Origin of the sequence: Alteraquisediminimonas sediminicola, from assembly GCF_019740335.1 — a bacterium.
In the GTDB taxonomy this organism is placed as follows: Bacteria; Pseudomonadota; Alphaproteobacteria; order Sphingomonadales; family Sphingomonadaceae; genus Alteraquisediminimonas; species Alteraquisediminimonas sediminicola.
In genome coordinates, this window is the sequence record NZ_JAHXZS010000001.1 from 599,137 (window position 1) to 621,107 (window position 21,971).

General features: G+C 60.4%; 20 protein-coding genes. 5 read left to right on the forward strand and 15 right to left on the reverse strand.

Going from position 1 to position 21,971, the window contains the following annotated elements:
* Positions 1-192 precede the first annotated feature (192 nt).
* Genes gyrA through K6117_RS02985 form a run of 3 tightly spaced genes read left to right on the forward strand, consistent with a single transcriptional unit; the run spans position 193 to position 3,489 of the window.
* Positions 193-2,934 (forward strand): DNA gyrase subunit A, encoded by a 2,742-nt coding sequence (gene gyrA / locus K6117_RS02975; protein ID WP_246604777.1) that lies wholly within the window; start codon positions 193-195, stop codon positions 2,932-2,934.
* Positions 2,900-3,181, forward strand: coding sequence for a putative hemolysin (locus tag K6117_RS02980; protein WP_246604778.1), 282 nt, complete (start codon positions 2,900-2,902; stop codon positions 3,179-3,181). Before gyrA ends, K6117_RS02980 begins: the two co-directional genes overlap by 35 nt.
* Positions 3,178-3,489, forward strand: a complete 312-nt coding sequence (locus K6117_RS02985; protein ID WP_221792249.1) for a DUF952 domain-containing protein — start codon at positions 3,178-3,180, stop codon at positions 3,487-3,489. Before K6117_RS02980 ends, K6117_RS02985 begins: the two co-directional genes overlap by 4 nt.
* Here K6117_RS02985 and K6117_RS02990 read toward each other — a convergent pair.
* Both K6117_RS02990 and K6117_RS02995 read right to left on the reverse strand, forming a co-directional pair.
* Entirely contained in the window at positions 3,486-4,316 is an 831-nt protein-coding gene (locus K6117_RS02990) for an ATP-binding protein (protein WP_221792250.1), read from the reverse strand. The genes K6117_RS02985 and K6117_RS02990 overlap by 4 nt on opposite strands.
* Positions 4,317-4,348: 32 nt before the next feature.
* A complete protein-coding gene (locus tag K6117_RS02995; protein WP_246604779.1) occupies positions 4,349-4,831 on the reverse strand; it encodes an outer membrane protein assembly factor BamE in 483 nt (160 codons plus the stop codon).
* A 117-nt stretch (positions 4,832-4,948) separates the two neighbouring features.
* Between K6117_RS02995 and K6117_RS03000 the strand changes: the two genes are divergently transcribed.
* Complete coding sequence (locus K6117_RS03000; RefSeq protein ID WP_246604780.1) at positions 4,949-5,470, forward strand: ubiquinol-cytochrome C chaperone family protein; 522 nt, start codon at positions 4,949-4,951, stop codon at positions 5,468-5,470.
* Positions 5,470-6,000, forward strand: coding sequence for a YceD family protein (locus tag K6117_RS03005; RefSeq protein WP_221792251.1), 531 nt, complete (start codon positions 5,470-5,472; stop codon positions 5,998-6,000). Before K6117_RS03000 ends, K6117_RS03005 begins: the two co-directional genes overlap by 1 nt.
* A gap of 62 nt (positions 6,001-6,062) precedes the next feature.
* On the opposite strand, the gene dnaN is transcribed toward K6117_RS03005, so the two are convergent.
* From dnaN to K6117_RS03070, 13 genes are all read right to left on the reverse strand, one after another.
* A complete protein-coding gene (gene dnaN, locus K6117_RS03010; RefSeq protein ID WP_221792252.1) occupies positions 6,063-7,172 on the reverse strand; it encodes a DNA polymerase III subunit beta in 1,110 nt (369 codons plus the stop codon).
* 133 nt (positions 7,173-7,305) lie between these two features.
* Positions 7,306-7,830, reverse strand: coding sequence for an NUDIX hydrolase (locus tag K6117_RS03015; protein ID WP_246604781.1), 525 nt, complete (start codon positions 7,828-7,830; stop codon positions 7,306-7,308).
* Complete coding sequence (locus tag K6117_RS03020) at positions 7,827-8,507, reverse strand: TPM domain-containing protein (protein ID WP_221792253.1); 681 nt, start codon at positions 8,505-8,507, stop codon at positions 7,827-7,829. The genes K6117_RS03015 and K6117_RS03020 overlap by 4 nt, the downstream gene beginning before the upstream one ends.
* The gene (locus tag K6117_RS03025; RefSeq protein ID WP_246604782.1) at positions 8,501-9,358 is read right to left on the reverse strand and encodes a TPM domain-containing protein; all 858 of its coding nucleotides are present in this window, start codon (positions 9,356-9,358) and stop codon (positions 8,501-8,503) included. Before K6117_RS03025 ends, K6117_RS03020 begins: the two co-directional genes overlap by 7 nt.
* 32 nt (positions 9,359-9,390) lie before the next feature.
* Complete coding sequence (locus K6117_RS03030) at positions 9,391-9,981, reverse strand: LemA family protein (protein WP_221792254.1); 591 nt, start codon at positions 9,979-9,981, stop codon at positions 9,391-9,393.
* Positions 9,982-10,047: 66 nt separating this feature from the next.
* Positions 10,048-11,997 (reverse strand): ATP-dependent zinc metalloprotease FtsH, encoded by a 1,950-nt coding sequence (gene ftsH, locus K6117_RS03035; RefSeq protein WP_221792255.1) that lies wholly within the window; start codon positions 11,995-11,997, stop codon positions 10,048-10,050.
* Between the two features lie 67 nt (positions 11,998-12,064).
* A complete protein-coding gene (tilS, locus tag K6117_RS03040) occupies positions 12,065-13,078 on the reverse strand; it encodes a tRNA lysidine(34) synthetase TilS (RefSeq protein WP_221792256.1) in 1,014 nt (337 codons plus the stop codon).
* A complete protein-coding gene (locus K6117_RS03045) occupies positions 13,068-13,976 on the reverse strand; it encodes a tetratricopeptide repeat protein (protein ID WP_221792257.1) in 909 nt (302 codons plus the stop codon). The genes tilS and K6117_RS03045 overlap by 11 nt, the downstream gene beginning before the upstream one ends.
* Before the next feature lie 66 nt (positions 13,977-14,042).
* Positions 14,043-15,071 (reverse strand): helix-turn-helix domain-containing protein, encoded by a 1,029-nt coding sequence (locus tag K6117_RS03050; RefSeq protein ID WP_221792258.1) that lies wholly within the window; start codon positions 15,069-15,071, stop codon positions 14,043-14,045.
* A gap of 133 nt (positions 15,072-15,204) precedes the next feature.
* Entirely contained in the window at positions 15,205-17,487 is a 2,283-nt protein-coding gene (gene ptsP, locus K6117_RS03055; protein ID WP_221792259.1) for a phosphoenolpyruvate--protein phosphotransferase, read from the reverse strand.
* A gap of 91 nt (positions 17,488-17,578) precedes the next feature.
* Positions 17,579-18,586 carry a UDP-glucose 4-epimerase GalE gene (gene galE, locus K6117_RS03060; protein WP_221792260.1) on the reverse strand — a complete coding sequence of 336 codons (1,008 nt, stop codon included), beginning with the start codon at positions 18,584-18,586 and terminating at the stop codon, positions 17,579-17,581.
* Between the two features lie 51 nt (positions 18,587-18,637).
* The gene (locus K6117_RS03065; protein ID WP_221792261.1) at positions 18,638-19,180 is read right to left on the reverse strand and encodes a SixA phosphatase family protein; all 543 of its coding nucleotides are present in this window, start codon (positions 19,178-19,180) and stop codon (positions 18,638-18,640) included.
* Positions 19,177-21,963: an ATP-dependent DNA helicase gene (locus tag K6117_RS03070; protein ID WP_221792858.1), complete on the reverse strand. Its 2,787-nt coding sequence runs from the start codon at positions 21,961-21,963 to the stop codon at positions 19,177-19,179. The genes K6117_RS03065 and K6117_RS03070 overlap by 4 nt, the downstream gene beginning before the upstream one ends.
* Between the last annotated feature and the right edge of the window lie 8 nt (positions 21,964-21,971).

A 21,971-nucleotide genomic window follows, 5' to 3' on the forward strand; every position in this document is an offset into this window, starting at 1 on the left:
CCCATTTCGGCCCCTAAATGTGCCAGAGCAACACATCTGCCGAAAAACGCATTTTTTCCATGCAAATACAGTATGTTGAAACACCCTTAAATCGCCCTTCAATCCGGCGGAAAATGCGAAAAATACTGGTGTTTTCGAGGCCATGGCGCTAGGGTCCGGCAACCTTATTCGCACCAGCTTGAAAGTGATAAATTGAGCACCGACGAGACATTACTCGCCGCCCCTTCGGACATCAGCCCGATCAACATCGTTGACGAGATGAAGTCGAGCTATCTCGACTATGCCATGTCCGTTATCGTGTCGCGCGCGCTGCCTGATGTGCGCGATGGTTTGAAGCCGGTGCATCGCCGCATTCTCTACGCGTGCCATGAGGCAGGCTATGTCGCGGGCAAGCCCTATCGCAAATCGTCCCGCATCGTCGGCGACGTGATGGGTAAATATCACCCGCATGGCGATAGCGCGATTTACGACGCCTTGGCGCGCTTGGCGCAGGATTGGTCGATGCGCGTCATGCTCATCGACGGTCAGGGGAACTTCGGTTCGATGGACCCGGATCCGCCCGCCGCCATGCGTTACACGGAAGCCCGTCTTGCGCGGGTGACGAACAGCCTGCTCGACGATCTCGACAAGGACACCGTCAACTTTCAGTCCAACTATGATGGCTCGGAAAGCGAACCGCAGGTCCTGCCTGCCCGCTTCCCGAACCTGCTCGTCAATGGCGCGGGCGGCATCGCCGTCGGCATGGCCACCAATATTCCGCCGCACAATCTCGGCGAAGTGCTGGCCGCCTGCCGCGCCTATATCGCCAATCCGCTGATCACGTCCGAAGAACTGCACGAGATCGTCCCCGGCCCCGATTTCCCGAGCGGCGGCCTGATCCTCGGCAAGGGTGGCGCGCGCAATGCGTACACCACCGGCAAGGGTTCGATCATGATGCGTTCGCGCCATGTGGTCGAAGAAGGCCGTGGCGACCGTCGTTCGATCGTGCTGACGGCCATTCCGTATCAGGTCGGCAAAAACGGTCTGGTCGAAAAGATCGCCGAAGCCGCCAAGGATAAGCGGATCGAAGGCGTCAGCGACATTCGCGACGAATCGAACCGCGAAGGCGTCCGCATCGTCATCGATCTGAAGCGCGATGCCACCCCGGATGTCGTGCTCAACCAATTATGGCGGCACACCCCGGCGCAATGCAGCTTCCCGGCCAATATGCTCGCCATTCGCGGCGGTCGTCCGGAAGTATTGATGCTGCGCGACATCATCGAATCCTTCGTCAAATTCCGCGAAGAAGTGATCACGCGCCGCTGCAAGTTCGAACTGATGAAGGCTCGTGACCGTGCACATATCTTGCTCGGTCTCGTCATTGCCGTCACCAATCTCGATGAAGTCGTCCGCATCATCCGTGGCTCCTCCAGCCCGGCAGAAGCGCGCGAAAAATTGCTCACCCGCGAATGGCCGGTCGCCGAAATCGCACAATATATTGCGCTGGTTGAGGCGGTTGAGCTGGATGTGGGCGGCGATAGCTATCGCCTGTCCGATACACAGGTCCGCGCGATCCTCGATCTGCGCCTCCATCGCCTGACGGCCTTGGGTCGCGACGAAATCGGCGACGAGTTGAAAAAGCTCGCCGCCAGCATCGAAGAACTGCTCGAAATCCTGCGCAACCGCGTCCGCCTCTATGAGGTGATGCTGGAAGAATTCGACGCCATCGACCGCGAATTTTCAACCCCGCGCCGTTCGGAAATCACTATCGGCGGGTCCGATATCGACGATGAAGACCTGATCGAACGCGAAGAAATGGTCGTGACCGTCACCATGGGCGGCTATATCAAGCGCACCCCATTGGAGGCCTTCCGCGCACAGAAACGCGGCGGCAAAGGCCGTTCGGCAATGTCGACCAAGGACGAAGACGTCGTCACCGAATTGTTCGTGACCAGCACGCATACGCCGGTGCTGTTCTTCTCGACCCATGGCAAGGTCTATCGCATGAAGGTCTGGAAGCTGCCGGAAGGCGGCCCGGCCACGCGCGGTCGCCCGATGGTCAATCTGCTGCCCTTGGCGGCGGGCGAAACCATTTCCACCGTGCTGCCATTGCCGGAAGACGAAAATGAATGGAGCAAACTCCATGTCATGTTCGCCACCGCCAAGGGGACGGTGCGCCGTAACTCGATGGACGCGTTCACCAACGTTCCGTCGAACGGCAAGATCGCGATGCGCTTCGACGATGACAGCGCCGACCGCCTGATTGGCGTTGCGCTCCTCACCGAAGAAGATGACGTGCTGCTCGCCACCCGCGCGGGCAAGGCGATCCGCTTTGAAGGCACCGATGTCCGCGAATTCCAGAGCCGGACCTCGACCGGCGTGCGCGGCATGACCCTGAAGGGCGATGACGAGGTTATCTCGCTGTCGATCCTGCATCGTTCGGGCGCGGATCAGGAACAGCGCGAAGCCTATCTCCGCGCAGCCCCGTGGAAGGATAATGAAAACGAACCGACCTTGCCTGCTGACCTCATGGCGCAAATGGCGGAACGGGAACAATTCATCCTCACCGTCTGCGCCAATGGCTATGGCAAGATCTCGTCGGCTTATGAATATCGCCGCACCGGTCGCGGTGGTCAGGGGATCACCAATATCGACAATATCGCCCGCAACGGCACGGTTGTCGCCAGCTTCCCGGCATCGAAGGACCAGCAATTACTGCTCGTCACCGATCAGGCGAAGATGATCCGACTGCCGCTCGATACGATGCGCGTGATCGGTCGCGGTTCGGCAGGCGTCCGCCTGTTCAACGTCGCCGATGATGAACATGTCGTCTCCGCCGCGCGGATCGACAAGGACGAAGATGGCGACGAAGACGCTGTTGAAGATGCCATCGATGGTAATGTTGCGTTGGAGAGTGAACATGAAAATGGCAATGAAGATGGTGGCGACGCCTGATTTCAAAGCAATATTGATAATGGCCGGGATGCTGATGCTCCCGGCCTGTCAGTCCAAAACCTCGCCCCCGCTGCCCTCCCCGGCCACGCCGGTATCGCTCGCCAATCCGGCCTCGGTCTATTGCGGCGCACAGGGTGGCAGGCTGGACATTCGCTCTACCCCCAATGGCGATGTCGGCATCTGCCATTTGCCGGATGGCCAGAATTGCGAAGAATGGGCGCTGTTCCGGGACAAGATCTGCCGATGACCGATATGCCGCCTATTGCCTTCAAGATTTTAACTGCGGATCAATGGGCGCAATTTGTCGCGGACGGCATGTTCCATGGCGCGCCGGTCGATCTGCATGATGGCTATATCCACCTGTCCGCCGCCGATCAGGTGCAGGCGACAATGGACAAGCATTTCGCCGGTCAGACCGGGCTGGTGATCGCGGAAATTGACCTTGGCATATTGGGCGATCTGGTGCGCTGGGAAGTTTCGCGCGGTGGGGCATTATTTCCCCATGTCTATGGCGCGCTGCCCCTCGCCTGCGTCCGCGCCACCGTTAAGGCTTAAAGCCCCGCAACGCTCCGCCCGGCGCGTCCGGCCAGTTCCTGCACATAATGCCACGCAATGCGCCCGGAACGCGCCCCGCGTTGGGTCGCCCATTGGATCGCATCCAGCGGATCGAACTCCAGCCCCAGCCGTACCGCATAGCCCGCAACCATCGCGACATAATGATCCTGATCACAGGCATGAAAGCCAAGGCTCAGGCCAAATCGGTCGGCCAGCGCCAGCCGGTCATCGACCACATCGCGCATGTTGATCGGATCATCCTGTTCCCGCATGTCGCGGTGCACGATGTTGCGACGATTGGACGTCACATAGAGCCGCGCATTGGCGGGCCGGGCCTCGGCCCCACCTTCCAGCAACGACCGCAGCAATCGGGGCGCGGCGCTCTGCTCTTCAAAGCCGACGTCATCGAGAAACAGCACATAACAACGCGATGTATCGGCGATGATCCGAAACAGATCCGGCAAGCTATCGAGCGAATCACCCGATACCTCGATCAACGCTACATCCTTGCCGTCCCGCTGACACGCGCCGACCACCGCCTTGACCAAGGCCGATTTGCCCATGCCGCGCGATCCCCATAACAGGGCATCATGCGCCGCATGGCCCGCCGCCAGCCGCTCGGTATTTTCCAGCAACACCGATTTTTGCGGATCAATCCCTGTCAGCACATCCAGCGGCAGTGGCGAAAAATGCGTGGCCGCATGCAGCATGTGATGCCGCCAGACATAGGCTGGCCCCGCACCCGCATCGGCCATCACTGCCAAGGGCGGCGCAAGCCGTTCCAGCGCATCCGCCACCCGGCCCAACAACACCGCAACATCATCCATGTGAAAAACCGATCAACCGTGCTGACGTTGGATTAATTAGGATTATCCGCAGAGCCGCCGCCCTGCCCAACTGCGCCGACCGTGCCGATATTGCCGAACAATTCGCGGAAAAAGCCACGTTCGCGGCCCAAGGTCGGGGTGCGATCGTCATCCGGCGTCAGGCTGACAATCTGTTCCTTGCCGGTCTTGTTGACCGACGCGACATTGCCGGCCTGATCGAATTGAACGGTCAGCACATATTGGTCGACCGGCTTGGGATTGCGGAAGGCAATCTGCTTGGTGTCGCGCGACACATAATACCAGACATTCTTGTCGAACTGGCTGACGAAAGTCGGACGGCCCAGCGTATGTTCCACCGAATCGCGATTGTCGATGCCCGCCTGAATGCCGGTCACCAACGCCTGTTCGCCAACGAAACCCTTGTGATCCCGAATGCGGGTGCAGCCAGTGGCAATCGTCGTCACTACAAGCATCGCCAACGCCAAACGGATCGGTCGGGAATACAGGTTCATCATTAACACTCCGTGGCCGGGCGGGTTCGGGTCATTCACCCGTTGCACCGGCATTGCTTTCGCTCAATATGCGCTTATGAGCCCGTCAGGCAAGCTCGCGCTGCATCATGGGAGGCCCTTTTGTCTTTTTTCAGTCGCCTGTTCGGTCGTTCAATCCGGGATGAACGCCCAACTGCCCTTTATCGGGCCATTGTCAGCCATGCCCGGCTACCCGCTTATTACATCGAAGGCGCTGTCCCCGATACGGTCGAAGGCCGTTTCGAAATGGTCGCCACCGTCACTGCGCTCATCTTGCTCCGGTTTGAAAAGGACGGGCAAGAAATGGGCGAAGCCGGGGCACGGCTCACGGAATTATTTGTCGACGACATGGATGGTCAGCTGCGCGAAATGGGCATTGGCGATATTGTCGTGGGCAAGCATATCGGCAAGATGATGGCCCTGCTCGGTGGCCGCATCGCCGCGATCCGCGATGCGCTCGCTGGCAAGGAACCGCTGGCGAACGTGCTGGTCCGCAATGTCTGGCGCGACGCTGCGCCGACACCAGCGGCGCTGGCCTTTGTAGAACAGGAATTGCAGCGCCTGAATGCGGCGCTCAATCAGATGGAAAGCGCGGCCTTGGTCCGTGGTGAATGGGTGCAATAATGACCGACAACAGCCCCGAATGGTCCTATGTGATCGAGGCCGGACAGGCCAGCCCGGAAGGGCGCGTCATTACTTTGGCCGCCAATGAAACCGAACGCGCGGCGCTAGCCAAGCGCTTCGACCTGCCAAGGCTCGATCATATCGGCGCGACCCTGACCCTGCGCGCACAAGCCGATGGCATTCACGCCCAAGGCACGCTTCGCGGCGAACTCGCGCAGCGTTGCGTGGCAACGGGCGATGAACTGCCCGTCACCATCGACACAGAATTCAACCTGCGTTTTCGCCATGCGACCGATCTTGGCGAGGATTTCGAGGAAGAAATCGAGCTTGATGCCGAGGATTGCGACACGATCGAATATACCGGCAGCCAGTTCGACCTTGGCGAGGCGCTGGCCGACACCCTCTATCTCGCGCTCGATCCCTTCCCGCGCAGCCCCAATGCCGATGCCGTATTGAAAGCGGCGGGCGTCTTGTCGGAAGGCGAAGCCGGACCATTCGGCGCACTCGCGAACCTGCTGAAGAAGAATTAAAAAAAAGCCGCGCACTGGGTTCCCCCGGTACGCGGCTTTTTCCATAAAGCTGTAATACGGGATCAGACCCGCATCGGCATCAGCACATAGAGCGCGGGCGATTTATCATGCTCGCGGATCAAGGTCGGGGCCGCCGCATCGGCAAGATGCACCTCGACAAGATCGCTTTCGATCTGGCTGAGAATATCCATCAGATAGCGCGCGTTGAAACCGATCTCCATCGCAGGGGCGGTGTAATCGCTCGCCAGTTCTTCGGCCGCCGTCCCGTTTTCCGGCGAGGTCACCGACAGGATCACGCGATCGCGCTCCAGCGACACCTTGACCGCGCGGGTCTTTTCCGACGCAATCGTCGCCACGCGATCGACGCCCGCCATCAGGCTCTTGGGATCGATCTTGAGCAATTTGTCATTCGCGGTCGGGATGACGCGGCTGTAATCCGGGAAAGTCCCGTCGATCAGCTTGCTGGTCAGCACCGCCGAACCAAGGTCAAAGCGAATCTTCGATGCGCTCATCGACAATTCGACATTGCCATCGACTTCATCGAGCAATTTACGAATTTCAGCGACGCATTTGCGCGGCACGATGATGTCCGGCATCGATTCCGCGCCATCGGGACGTTCCATCGTCACCCGGGCCAAACGGTGACCATCGGTCGCCGCTGCCCGCAACGAAGGCTCGCCCTCATTGGTGACATGGAAGAAAATACCGTTGAGATAATAACGGGTTTCCTCGGTCGAGATCGCGAAGCGGGTGCTGTCGATCATGATCTTCAGCGTTTCCACCGGCAAGGTGAAAGCCACCGGCAGATCGCCCTCGGCGATGATCGGGAAATCGTCGCGCGGCAATGTCGGCAGGTTGAAGCGCGAACGCCCGGCCACAATCGCCAATTTGCCATCGGCGGCGGACAGGCTGACCTGCGAACCTTCCGGCAATTTGCGGGCAATGTCGAACAGCATATGGGCGGATACGGTGGTCGCGCCTTCGACTTCGACATCGGCAGGTACTTGTTCCACGATCTGCAAATCAAGATCGGTCGCCATCAGGCGCAGACCGCCGCTACCGGCTTCGATCAGAACATTGGAAAGGATCGGAATCGTATTGCGCCGTTCAACGACGGACTGCACGTGACTCAGGCTTTTCAACAAATTTGCCCGTTCGATTGTCGCCTTCATTCCGGTCCCCTGAAAGTCTTCGGATAATGTGATTCAGCCTTATAACGAGCAAATCCATCGACACCAGTAGGCAGCTGCAAATCAGATGCGAATCATGCGCAAATCACCCGAAACGAAGCCGATTTCTGGTCCATCAAAGTCCCAAAGCCCCGGCCATCGCCAATAACGACATCACCCGCACATCAATCCCGACATTTTCGGCGCGTTTGGCGGCCACAAATGCGCTTATCTCGGCCAAGGGTACGCGATGCACGACGATCGCCTCATCCTCCGTCCCGCCGCCTGCATGCACGCGGGTCAGGCCGCTCGCCCGAAACAGCGTGAAACATTCCGACACCATGCCGGGGGATGAATAAAACTGCCCGATTTCGGTCATCACCTCGGCGCGATAGCCGGTCTCTTCCTCCAGCTCGCGCCGCGCCGCATCCACGCTGTCTTCCGGCACACCGGCATCCCCGACCAAACCCGCGGGCAGTTCAAGGCAATTGCGCTTTAACGGCACGCGATATTGCTCGACCAGCAACACATGGCCGTCATCAATCGCGAGGATCACCGCCGCGCCCATATTATGCGACCGGCTGACATATTCCCATGTGCCATCAACCTTGACCGTGATGTATTTGCCTTCCCAGGCGTTGTGAATGGGCTGACCGGTCAAAGCTCGACAATCCGATCCGGTAATTCATTCACATCATCCGCGCCAATCGGCAGATATTGATGCAGCACGATCCCGATCCGGTCGACCGCCGCAATCAACCCATCGACCATCCGCCCGTCATGCAGCGCATCGACCAGCGCGGCCATCGCATCGCCCCAAATCGCCGGATCGACCTTGCCATGAATCGCCTGATCCGCCACCAATTCGGCCATATGTTCGCCCGTGGAAAGGTAAAGCAGCACCGCCGTATGGCCGCTGGTCTTGCCCCGCGCCATCGCATTGAACAACAATAAGGCACGGCGGCGCACCCGGCGGCGCTTGGTCGAACGCGGCGTCAGCTTCAACCGCACCGGCATCCACGCCATCGCATAACGCACGATCAGGAACGTCAGCACAAGCGTGCAAAACAACGTGCCGAGCATCTGATAATAGCCGCTTGGCCCGTTCCAGCCCCAGAAATAGACCATCACCCGATGCAGCCGCTCTGGTCCCATCGCCCAGATCGCGCCCAGCTTCAAAAACATCACGCCAATGGCATAATGCAGGCCGACATCATGATAGCTGTCGGACAATTCGTTGCTGACTACGAGAATCTCGCCACTGGTGCCGCTTTCCGCGCGCGCAATCGCTGCCGCCAAATGGGCGCGCGACTTGTCTTCCAGATATTGTCCTACCATCCCCCTGAAGCACCCCCACCGCCAAAACTACCGCCGCCGCCAGAAAATCCGCCGCCGCCAAATCCACCGCCGCCGAAACCGCCACCCCCAAAACCGCCGCCAAATCCACCCGAACCAAGGCCCGGTCCCCAAATCACCACCGGCATCCCGCCTTGGCGATAAAATTGCCCCATGCCGCGCCGCGCACGAAACAGCACGAACAACACAATCGCGACAAAGACAAAGGTGAAGATCGAATTCATCTGGGCGGACTGTGCCTCCGCCTCTTTCTGCGCCGCCACGATCCGTTTGGCGCGGGCCTCGGCGGCGGGCGCAGGCAGACGCAATTGCGTGATAATTTCACCCGCCCCGGCCTTGATCCCGCCGCTGAAATCGCCCTGTTTAAACCGGGGCAAAATCGCCTGTTGGATAATCAGGCCCGAAAGGCCGGACGTCAGCACCGGCGTCAGGCCATAGCCGACATCGATCCGCAACTTGCGATCATCGCGCGCGACCAACAAAATCACCCCGTCATCGACCTTTTTGCGGCCAATCGCCCAATGCCGTCCGAGCTGATAACCGTAATTCTCAATCGTCTGGCCATGCAGCGACGGAATAGTCGCGATCACGAACTGCATGCCCTTATCACGCTCCAGCGCCGCCAGATCCTCGGTCAATGTGGCCTCAGTCGCCGGGCCGATCATCTCTGCCGTATCGACCACCCGCCCGGTAAGGGGCGGAAAATTCATGGCCGCAGCATTGTCCGCAGCAAGCGCCAGCATCGGCCAGACGCACAACATCAACATCAGGCCCAACACCATCCCCGCAGCCGAAGTGCGAAGCCCGCGCCCCCTCGTCATCATGGCTGTCATCGCCGTCATGGCATTCATGGCCATCACAGCCGTCAGAACGCCACCTTCGGCGCATTTTCCGCCCCAACAGAGGTCGCCTTGAACGGCGTTTTCGGCTTTGATCCATAGATCAGCTTGGCCGCCATCATATCGGGGAAGGTGCGGATCGTGATATTATAGTCCTGCACCGCCGCATTATAATCGCGCCGTGCGATGCTGATCTGGTTCTCGGTCCCCGCCAATTCGGTTTGCAGGGTCAGGAAATTCTGGTTCGATTTCAGGTCCGGATAACGCTCCGATGTCACCAGCAAACGCCCCAATGACGCCCCCAATTGGCCCTGCGCCTGCTCAAATTGCGCCATTTTCTCAGGATTGCTCAAATCCTCGGCCTTGATCTGGATCGATGATGCCTTGGCCCGCGCCTCGGTCACGGCGACCAGCACCGATTTTTCCTGCGCGGCAAAGCCCTTCACCGTCGCCACAAGGCCCGGAATCAGGTCGTTGCGCCGCTGATATTCCACCTCGACATTGCCCCATGCGGCGTTGACCGCCTCTTCACGGGTCGGGACAGAATTGATCCCGCAGGATGACACCGCAAACGCCAACGGAATGGCCATCAAATGCGCGCGACGAAAACCAGACATCAACTTATCCCCCAAAAAGATCGGCCCCGGCGATGCATGATCGTCGGGGCCGGGATATTGCAACGGTTACGCGCCCATCGGCGCCGCGCCGCCAAGACCGCCCGAACGGCGCGACTTGGGAATGGAGGACCCCCCACCCGTTGGCGCGACAGGCTTGGCCGCATTGCTATCGGGCCGACCAATCCCCTCGCCCGCCAGCAAGGATTTGATCTCGTCGCCAGACAGGGTCTCATATTCAAGCAACGCATTGGCGAGTGCATGTAGCTCGTCGATATGCTGGCTCAAGACCTCTTTCGCCTTGTCATAGCCGCCATCAACGATCCGCCGGATTTCCGTATCGATCGTCTTGGCCGTTTCATCCGACATATGGACGCGGGCCGATTGCGAATAGCCGAGGAAGGTTTCGCCCTGTGGCTCTTCATATTGCAACGGGCCGAGCTTGTCCGACATGCCCCATTGCGTCACCATATCGCGGGCGAGCTTGGTCGCATATTGAATGTCGCCCGATGCGCCAGACGACACCTTGTCATAGCCGAAGATCAACTCTTCCGCGACGCGACCGCCCATGGCGACCGACATATTCGCGTGCATCTTGTCGCGATGATAGGAATAGCTGTCACGCTCTGGCAGGCGCATGACCATACCCAGCGCACGACCGCGCGGGATGATCGTCGCCTTGTGGATCGGGTCCGATGCCGGTTCGTGCATCGCGACAATCGCATGGCCCGCTTCATGATAGGCGGTCATCTTCTTTTCATCTTCGGTCATGACCATGGACTTGCGTTCAGTCCCCATCATCACCTTGTCCTTGGCGGCTTCAAATTCCGCCATCGCGACCAGACGCTTGCCACGCCGCGCTGCCATCAGCGCCGCCTCGTTGACGAGATTGGCAAGGTCAGCGCCCGAAAAGCCGGGCGTGCCGCGCGCTATCGTGCGGGCATCGACATCGGGCGCGAGCGGGATCTTCTTCATATGGACGGCGAGAATCTTCTCGCGCCCCTCGATATCCGGGCGCGGCACGACGATCTGACGGTCAAAGCGACCGGGCCGCAGCAATGCCGGATCAAGCACATCCGGACGGTTGGTCGCGGCGATGATGATGATGCCTTCATTGGCCTCGAACCCGTCCATCTCGACCAGCAACTGATTGAGCGTCTGTTCGCGTTCATCATTGCCATTGCCAAGCCCTGCGCCACGATGGCGACCGACCGCATCGATTTCGTCGATGAACAGGATGCACGGCGCGGATTTCTTGGCCTGATCGAACATGTCGCGCACCCGGCTCGCGCCGACGCCGACGAACATTTCCACAAAGTCCGAACCGGAAATGGTGAAAAACGGCACCTTGGCCTCGCCCGCAATTGCGCGCGCCAGCAAGGTCTTGCCGGTCCCCGGCGAACCGACGAGCAACGCGCCTTTCGGGATTTTACCGCCCAAACGCGAAAATTTGCCCGGGTCCCGCAGAAAATCGACGATTTCCTGCAATTCCTCACGCGCCTCATCAATGCCCGCGACATCCTCGAACGTCACCCGCACCTGCTTTTCCGTCAGCATCTTCGCCCGCGATTTGCCAAAGCCCATCGCGCCGGAACCCGCATTTTTCTGCATCTGACGCATGACGAAAAAGCCAAGGCCCAGCAGCAGCAGGAACGGCAAGGTCTGATAGAGGATATACATCAACAGGCTCGGTTCCTCGGCCTGTTTGGCGCGGAACGCGACTTGCTTTTCGGTCAGCCGGTCCACCAGACGGGCATCGGAAGGATTGACGGTCTTGAACGTCTTGCCATCGCTCAACGTGCCGGTCACGACCTCGCCCGCGATTTCGACCTGACGAATATTACCGTCATCGACCTTTTTCAGAAATTCGGAATAGGCGATGTTCGACCCTGAAGCGTCGGTCCGACCGCCTTCAAACAGGGAGACGACCAGCACCATTGCCGCCAAAATACCGACCCAAATGGCGAGGCTGCGCATCCAGGGATTGGGCGTCGGGGTGGGATCGCGTTCATCTTGCATGTTAAGAGCTACCTTTCAGCTCATGAAGATAGGCAGCGCAGCGATAAACTCAATGGCTGAACATCAGTTAAGCGGTGATTGGTGAAGATTCCGTGTCGAGTTTCCGCAACAGCCAGGTTTCACCGGGCCGCAACTGGACCGCGCCCAGCGTCACCACCTCACCTCTACGCGCCGCCAGCATCGCACGATGCGCCACTTGGCCGCGCACTTCACCGCCAAAATGCGCGACAATCTGCACCAAGGCACGCCGCACCAGTTCATCAGGCAGGTCCGCGACATCGAAACGACAGCCATCCCCCGGCCAGCTGCACCGCGTGCGGACCACCTGATCCGTCGCCCAAGCCAACGCCTCATCCGCGCCTGCCAGCCGATCCGCCGTCGCCGCCAACCCGACCGCATCGGGCATGCCCGGCTGGCCCAGCATATTGCGCATGCGGGTGCGGTCGTAGCGCTCATCTTCATTCGACGGATCGAGGATGACCGGAATCTTCGCTTCTTCGCATAATTGGTGCAGCTCGGCCTTGCGCCAGTCCAGCAATGGACGCACCAGCATCGCCGGTCCGGCGCGGCGCATCCGCCTGATGCCGCTCAATCCCGACAGGCCGGAACCGCGCACCAGCCGCATGACCATGGTTTCCGCCTGATCATCGGCATGATGGGCCGTCATGATCCACGCGATATTATGTTCGGCGGCCCAACGCGCCAGCGCGTGATAGCGGACCTTGCGGGCCTCGTCCTGAATATTGGCGGTCGGCGGCCCGTCCGGCCATTCCGCCATCAAAATATCATGCGGCAGGCCGAACAATCGTGCCTGTTCGGCCACCCGCCGCACCTCTTCGGCGCTTTCGGGCCGCAATTTATGATCGAGCGACACCACCCGCACGCCGCCATGACGGATGCGATACATCAGCCACATCAGCGCCATGCTGTCCGGCCCGCCCGACACCGCAATCCCGCCCGGCTGTTTCAGCAAGGCCGGATCGAGATCGTCGATCAGTTCCAGATCCTTGCGAAAGCGATCTACCCAACGCCCAAGGCCTTGGGCCAAGGGCTCATTGGGAAGATCCGCGTCAAACGCCACAGCGCGCTTCCTTGCGGGCGACCGGCAGGCGCTGCTTGAGATAATCGCGCAAATTCGCGCCATAGACCGCCTGCAATTCATCGAACGACTTGCACGCATCCGGCAATTTCTTCAGCTCGATCAATGTCACGCCAAGGAAATACAGGCTATCCGCCGCGCGTTCGCCCTGCGGGTTGGTGCGATAATTTTCCAGAAACACCTTCGCCGCCGTCACCGGCTTGCCCTCGTCAAGATAGGCGCGACCGAGCAAATTCTGGGCATAGCTATAACGCTTGTGCTTGGGATATTTCTTCACCACATCGCTCAACAACTTTTGCGCCCCGGCATAATCCTTGGCTTCCCACAGATCATAGCCGGTGAGATAACCATCCTCTGCCGGATCGCCGCTGGGGGGCCGTTTACTGGCCATCGCAGCTGTCGTCGCAGCGGCACTCGCCCCCGCCACGCCCGCCGCCTGCGCCGCAGGCTTGGCAGTCGCCGCCACAGAGGATGGCGCAGCCGTCACCGGTGCCAGCGCCGCTGCCGCCGCATCGGCCGCCAATTTCTGCGCGGCCATCGCATCTTCGATTTTCTTGAGGCGGAAACCCTGCTGCTCGACCTGCCCGGTCAGCGTCGCAAGTTGCCGCTCCAGCGCATCAACGCGGGTCGTCATGTCCGAAATCAGGCTCGATGCCGGTACACCCGCCGCTGTCGGTGCCGTCGGCGTCACCTGCGCCTCCACCGTCATGCCCGCGCCGCCCGGAAATACCTTGCGCTGCACCGCGCGCATTTCCTTTTCCAGCTTGTCGACCCTTACCGGGATCGTGGTCGTGGGCGAGGCGACCTGTGCAATGACCGGCGTCGCGCCCAACAACGCCACCGACACCAGCAACGCGTTTGTGAACAGTTTCGCTACCATTACTTCGTACCTTTCACCCTGATGAACTACTGCTATAGCAGATACTTATACTATTAAATTTTAGCCTTATTGCCCCTCGGGGGCTACCGCCGCCACAGGTGATGGCCCCGTTGGGGACGATGGCGCTGCGCCCGATGTCGCCGATGCCGCAGCGTCTTGTGAAGCGGACTGCAAACCAGCCGCATCATTACCCTGCGTCCGCCGCCGTAGCGGCTTGGCACGCACGGGGGCAACCGCTTTTGCATCCGAATTCACTTGCCCATTTGACGTGGCGGTAGCGGGCATTGTGGCCGCTGCCACCCCCGACTGGGCCAGCGCGCGCAGCGCCTCCGGCTTCAGGCTCACGTCATTGATCGACTTATCCCCCTTGCCAAGCGGCGGCATGACGTCCGCGCCCACGCGCACAATCAACGACTGTGGCCGACCGGTCAAAATCAACGGATCGACCGCATTGGTCGGCACTTGCCAGCTTTCGCCCTTCGCCAGTTCGCGTTCGAACAAGGTTGCGCCGTTGCGTTCATACACGCGCAACCAGACATTCTCGACTGCCGTCAACACAACCTGAACATTGCCAGATGTAGTTGCAGGCGCAATCGCCGCCGGTGTTTTGGCCACGGGCCCCGGCTGCGCCACCGGCACATCGGTGCCGGCAACTGCCTGAGCAATTTCCTCATTACTTGGTACGGACTGCGCCCGGATCACCCAATAAGCGAGCGCCACCAGCAAGGCCGCCAGCACGCCACCCAAGACCAACCACCGTGGCGGGACGCGTGCAGGGTCCGCCTCTTCCATAAATTCGGGCATCGCAGTACGCGCCCGATCATAACCGATTTCCTGACGAAAACGTTCGCCAAGCGCCTGGCCATCAAGCCCGACCGCTTTGGCATAGGTCCGCACAAATCCGACTGCGTACATGGCGCTTGGCAGGTCCGAATGGTCCCCAGCCTCGATCGCATTGAGAAAGCGCAGCGGGATGCGGGTCTTTTGCCCGATGTCATCGATGGACAAGTTCATGCCTTCGCGGGCAGCCTTAAGCGCGCCTGCGACTGACACTTCCGCCTCGCGAGCAAGGCCTTCCTCCGTGACTTCGCTCATCCAAATCTCCTGCACTGACTTGTCTGGCAACGGGTGCGACCCTGCGCCATTATTATACGCGACATTATTTTTGGCGCTTTCAAAGACGCCGCGCATTTAATGTCAATTAATCTTACAAATATCCAGTGAAATTTCAGTCTGCTATCACGCCATTTATTGTCGCATAATCAACCAACTTCTCCCTCAGATCGCCTTCGGGATAATCCAGCCATGCATCCAGCTTTGGCCCCAAGTCATCCGGGTCGAAATTACGCAGCATCGCCTTCAATGGACCAACCGCCGCCGGGGTCACCGACAGCCGTTCAATCCCCATGCCGATCAAGGCCATGGCCTCCAATCTGCGCCCCCCCATTTCACCGCAAATGCTGAGCGGCATTTCAACCGCCTGACAAGCGCGAATGACGCGGCGCAGGAACCGCAAAATCGCGGGCGACAGCCAGTCATAACGCTCGGCCAGCCGAGGATTGGCGCGGTCGGCGGCGAACAGGAACTGTGTCAGATCATTGGTGCCGATCGACAGAAAGTCGAGCTTGGGCAACAAAACATCCAGCCATTCCGCCAATGCCGGCACTTCCAGCATACAGCCATAACGAATCTGCACCGGCAGGCTGCGCCCCTGTTTCGCGACCCAGTTTTTCTGGGCCTCAAACAAGTCACGTGCCTGATCGAATTCCCAAGGCTCGGACACCATCGGGAACATGACGTTGAGCGTTGCCCCGGCCGCCGCTTCGATCAACGCGCGCGCCTGCACCTTCATCAGGCCATCGCGATCCAGCGACAATCGGATCGCGCGCCAACCCATCGCCGGATTTTCTTCCGTATGGTCTTCGCGCAAATACGGCAGCGCCTTGTCCCCGCCAATATCTACGGTGCGAAACACGACCTGACGCTCGCCTGCCGCTTCCAGCACCTCGCGATACAGTCGCTGCTGGCGCTCGCGCTGCGGCAGGGTCGCCGACACGAGAAATTGAAATTCAGTGCGGAACAAACCGATCCCGTCCGCGCCCATCACATCCATCGCGCTGATGTCGTCGCGCAGACCTGCGTTGATCATCAACTTGATCCGCTTGCCATTGCTGGTCATGGCAGGCACATCGCGCAACGACGCATATTCGGCGCGTTTCTTGTTCGTCAGCGCGAGTTTGGAGAGAAAACCATCCTCCATCGCCGAATTTGGCCGGACAATAGCGCGCCCTTCTCCGACATCGAGCAGCAATGTATCGCCTTCGCCGATCAACCGGCGGACATTGGGGACGCGCCCCAATACTGGCACGCCCATAGCCCGCGCGACAATGGTGACATGCGCCGTCAGCGACCCCTCTTCAAGGATCACGCCTTTCAGCCGCCGCCGATCATATTCTAGCAATTCCGCCGGACCAAGGTTGCGCGCAATCAGAATCGTGTCCTGCCGCAAGCCCATCTGCGCCGCCGTGCCAAGCTGGCCCGACACGATCCGCAACAACCGATTGGAGAGATCCTCCAGATCATGCATGCGTTCCGCGAGCAACGGGTCCTGTATCTGCCGCATCCGCATCCGGGTGCGCTGCTGCACGCGCTCAATCGCCGCTTCAGCCGTCAGGCCGCTATCGATCGCCTCATTGATCCGGCGCGACCAGCCCTCGTCATAGGCAAACATCTTATAGGTTTCGAGCACATCCTGATGTTCGCCCGTGCCGCCGAATTCAGCCTGCGCCGCCATCGCATCGATCTGTTCGCGCATCTTGCGAAAGGCGGAATAGACGCGGTGGCGCTCGGCCTCGACATCTTCGGCGACGGTGTGTTCTACCGTGATGCGCGGCTGGTGGAACACGGCGATCCCCATCGCCATGCCATCGACCAGTTTCAAGCCGGTCAAATCCTGCGGCCCGCTATCGTGACTGCTGACCCCGCGCACCAGCGCCGCATCGACCAACCCCGCGCCCGCAATCAGTTCCGACAACACCATCGCCGTCGTCTGCAACGCCTCGATTTCAATCTCGGCATAACGGCGCGGATCGGCATGCTGGACGCACAAAACGCCCACCGCCGCCTCGCGCCGCACAATCGGCACGCCCGCAAAGCTATGGAACATTTCTTCGCCCGTTTCCGGCTTATAGGCAAAGTCCGGATGAGCCATCGCCTCATCAAGGTTCAACACCTCGACATTTTCGGCAATCGTCCCGACCAACCCCTCGCCCAGCGCCAGCTTGGTCACATGGACCGCCGCCTGATTAAGACCGCGCGTCGCATAAAGTTCCAGCGCACCATCGCGCAGCAAATAGATCGAACAGACTTCCGAATGCAGTGCTTCACCAATGACTTGCACCACCTGATTAAGCTTGGCCTGCGGACTGGTGCGCGAGGCCATGATATCATGCAGGTTCCGCAAAATATTGCGGGCGGCAAAGGCAGGCGAATGCGGATCGGTTTCTGGCATAAGTCGATCCTAGAGGAAGTAATGCAGGAAATGCAATGCAACCAGCGACCACCGGACAATCTATTATTGATCGCCCCCCTTTGGACGCAGCTTAGACAGGCTGACGTTCGCTCAGCCGCCGCTCCCAATTCAGGGCATCCGTCACGATCAGGTCGAGATTATCCCGTGCTGGTCGCCAGGGCAGGCACGCAAGGATCGCTTTATTATCCGCGACCAAGGCCGCCGGATCGCCCGCGCGACGGCCCTGCATCACCCGCTTGATCTTGTGGTTGCTGACGCGCTCGACCGCATCCAATACTTCCAGCACCGAATAGCCATGGCCATAGCCGCAATTGAGTGTAAGGTTTTCCTGCGGGCTGGCGATCAACGCCTCCAATGCCGCGACATGCGCCACGGCAAGGTCGCTCACATGGATATAATCGCGCACGCCGGTGCCATCCGGGGTATCGAAGTCGGCGCCGAACACGCCGACCTCCGCCCTTTTACCGAGCGCCGCCTCCACCGCCACCTTGATCAAATGGGTGGCACCCGCCGTCGACTGTCCAGTGCGTCCCAATGGATCGGCCCCCGCGACGTTGAAATAACGCAGGGCGCAATAATTGATCGGATGGGCAAAGGCGACATCCCTCAGCATCATTTCAGTCATCAACTTCGATGTGCCATAAGGGTTGATCGGTTGTTTAGGATCGCCCTCCTTCACCGGTACGCGTTCGGGCGTGCCATAGGTGGCGGCGGTCGATGAAAAGATGAAATGCCGCACCCCGGATGTGACCGCGCTTTCCAGCAGGCTGCGCGTGGCCGCCGTGTTGTTGCGATAATATTTGAGCGGATTTTCAACCGATTCCGGCACCACGACCGATCCGGCAAAATGCAAAATCGCGCCGATCCGATGGTTCTGCAACAGGTCGCAGACAAATGCATCGTCCTCAATATTGCCTTGGGCGAACACAGCGCGCTCATCCACTGCCCAGCGAAAGCCGGTGATGAGATTGTCAATCACCACGACCTCATAACCTGAATCCAGCAGCGCCAACACGGCATGACTGCCGATATAACCCGCGCCACCGGTCACCAGCACTTTGGGTTTCGCCGCCGTCATACGCATTCCTTCACATTAATATTTCAAGAGATTATCGCGCAAAAACGCGTCTCAACCGTGATCCGGGCCAAGCGCCGGATCGAAATCACGCGGGCGCATGAACCGGGTGATCCGGGCCGAACGCGGTTGAATATCCGCCCAATGATCGCAATCAATCGTCAATTCGACAATCGCTGCGGTCGGCAGCTTTTCCTCGATCTCGTCGCGTTCCGGGCTTTTGCCGTCATCCGGCACAAGCATCAGCACCATGTCTTCAAGGCCGGGATTATGGCCGACAAGCATGATCGCCGCATATTGATCATCCGCATCATGGACGACATCCAGCAACGTCATGCACGACGCGAGATAGATGCGCTTTTCCCATTCGGGTTCGACCGGATGTCCAAAGCCCTTTTCAAATTCCTCAATCGTTTCCACCACACGGATCGCGGGCGAGGCCAGCACATGATCGAAGCCTGGGCCATTGTCCCGCAGCTTTTCCCCCATCAAATGCGCGCCCTTGCGCCCGCGCGCGTTGATCGGTCGATCAAAGTCGCGCGACACCGCATCTTCCCATCCGGACTTGGCATGACGGAAAAGGATCAGGCGTTTCATGGGCTCTCCGGTTCGGCAGTGGGTGCAATATCTTGCTGCACCCTTATCGCCTGATGTTGCGGTTCTTGCTGATGCCGCAAATCGTCGCCGGATGAAAGACCAGGCTGCGACAATTTGCGCCGCACCTCGGCCACCGCATCCGCCAGCGTCATCCGACGCACCGGCATGCCGGGCGGAAAGGCCGACAATAGCCGCGACGGCATCGCCGATGATAACAGGACAAACATCCCGCGATCATCCTGTTTGCGGATCAACCGCCCGAACGCCTGCGCCAGCCGCGCCCGGATGATTCGATCATCATGCGCCTGCCCGCCAAAGGCCGCGCGGCGCGCGCCATGCAGCACGGTCGGGCGCGGCCAGGGCACGCCCTCCATCACCACCATCCGCAGGCTGTCGCCCGGCACATCAACCCCATCGCGCAACGCATCCGTCCCCATCAACGACGCATGCGGATCATCGCGGAAAATATCGACCAATGTCCCGGTATCGATTGGATCGACATGCTGGGCAAACAGCGGCAAACCCTCGCGCGCCAGCCGGTCGGCAATCCGCGCATGCACCTGCCGCAACCGCTGAATCGAGGTGAACAGCCCCAATGTCCCGCCGCCGCTCGCTTGAATCAGCGCCGCATAAGCCCCGGCCAGCGCCGCGACATCGCCGCGCTTGATATCGGTCACTATCACCAGTTCCGCCTGTTCGGCATAGTTAAACGGGCTAAGCGCCGCAAAATGCCGGACCGGCGCATCGACCCAGTTCATGCCGCTGCGCTGCTCCGCCACCGCCCAGTCTTCGCTGCCGCGCAAGGTGGCGGAGGCCATCAGCACGCCATCCGCCGGTTTCAACACCGTTTCGGCAAAAGGCTTGCCGGGATCGAGCCAATGGCGATGCATCCCCATATCAAATTCGCGCCCATCCGCGCGATCAAGCGCCAGCCAGTCGACGAAATCCGGGTCCGCCACCCCGCCCAAACGCCCCAGCATCGCAAGCCAGCCGCCCAAGAGTTGCGCGCGCCAGTTGAGGCTGTTGAGCGCCCCTTCCACCCGCGCCCGCGCCTGCGCGTCGAGCCAATCCGGTGCCTCTTCGATCACCGCCATCAACCGCGTCCGTAGCCGAATCATCGGCTGCAAGATCGCCTCCAGCGCCGCCATCGCCGGGGCCACTGCCGCGACCATCGGTCCATCCAGTTCCGCGACCTCAGTTTCCAGCCCATAGCCCGCATCCTGCGCCGATGCGCGGGCATAGACCGTCGCGCGGATTGCCGCGAACATCGCCTCAATCGGGCCGAACGGATCGCCCTCCCCGATCCGCCCCAGCCAGCCATCGGACGGCAGCGCCTGCGCCGCCGTCACCACGGCATTCAGCGCCTCGCCGCCTGCCTCATCATAGCTTGCGACATCCATCAACCGCGCCGAAAGCCCGCGCCGCCGCCCGCGATGCTTGCCTTCCGGCCCGATGATCCAGCGGCGCAATTCGACAGCCTCTTGGCCGGTCAACGCCAGCGCAAAGGTCGAATCGGCGGCGTCATGGACATGATGGCCCTCATCGAACACCACCCGCTTCAACCCGCGCGCCTCATTGCGCTGGCGATCGGCCAACAGCATCACCAACGCGTGATTGGCGATCACAATATCTGCTACCGCCGAGGCCCGGCTCGCCCGCTCGATAAAGCACCGGCGATAATGCGGGCAACCGGCATAGACGCACTCGCCGCGCCGATCCGTTAGCGCGGTCGCGCCCGCGCGGCGGAACAAAGTCGGCAACCAGCCCGGCAAATCGCCGCCGACCATGTCGCCATCTTGGCTATAGGCCGCCCAACGCGCCACCAATTGCGCCAAAATCGCCGCCCGCCCCGCAAATCCGCCCTGCAACGCATCTTCGAGATTGAGCAGGCACAGATAATTTTCCCGACCTTTGCGCACCACGACCTTGCGGCGGCGCTCCTCCGGGTCGGGATAGAGGCGCAATGCCTCGCGATTGAGCTGGCGTTGCAACGCCTTAGTATAGGTCGAAATCCATACCGTCCCGCCCGATGCCTCGACCCAGGCCGCACTCGGCGCGAGATAGCCATAGGTCTTGCCGATCCCCGTCCCGGCCTCGGCCAGCAACAGATTCGGCTGATCCATTGCAGGGCGCGGATCGAAGACATTGGTCGCGGCCTGTGCGAATTCCTGCTGGCCGATGCGGACTTCGCCGGTATCCCCGACCAGAAATGCCAATTGATCCTGCACCGCCACCGGGTTCAACCGCACCGGGCGCGGCGGCGGCAAATCGCCGCTTTCCTCCCATTCCGGCAGACGTGAAAACAGCCAAGGCTCGGCCTCATGCGGCTGGCGCAAAAACGGGTTGATCAGCGCTGCCCAAGGCCAGCGCAACCGCGCGAGCGATTGTCCGCTGGTCCATGCGCCGATGCGTTCGGGCCAATCCTCGCCACCATGGGCATTGGCCGCGATCTTCTCGAAAATCCGCGCGACCGCACGCTGCAAAAATGGCGCTGCCTCCGCATCACTGGTCGGCGGGGCCATGCCGAGAAAACGAGCCAGCCCGCCCGGCGTCGGCACGACAAAACGCGCCGGATAGAGGAAGGCGATCAGTTCCAGCACATCCAGCCCGGCCAATTCCGGCAGGCCCAGACGCTGCGCCACCAACGGCGCATTGAGCAAGATCGTCGGCGTATCGGACAGGCGGGCAATCGCCTCCCCCCGCCCAATCGCGCGGCTCTCACCATCGCCATCGCCGCGCGCGATCCATGTGCCGCTATGGCTGGCATAGAGCGCAGGGGGCATATGCTTCA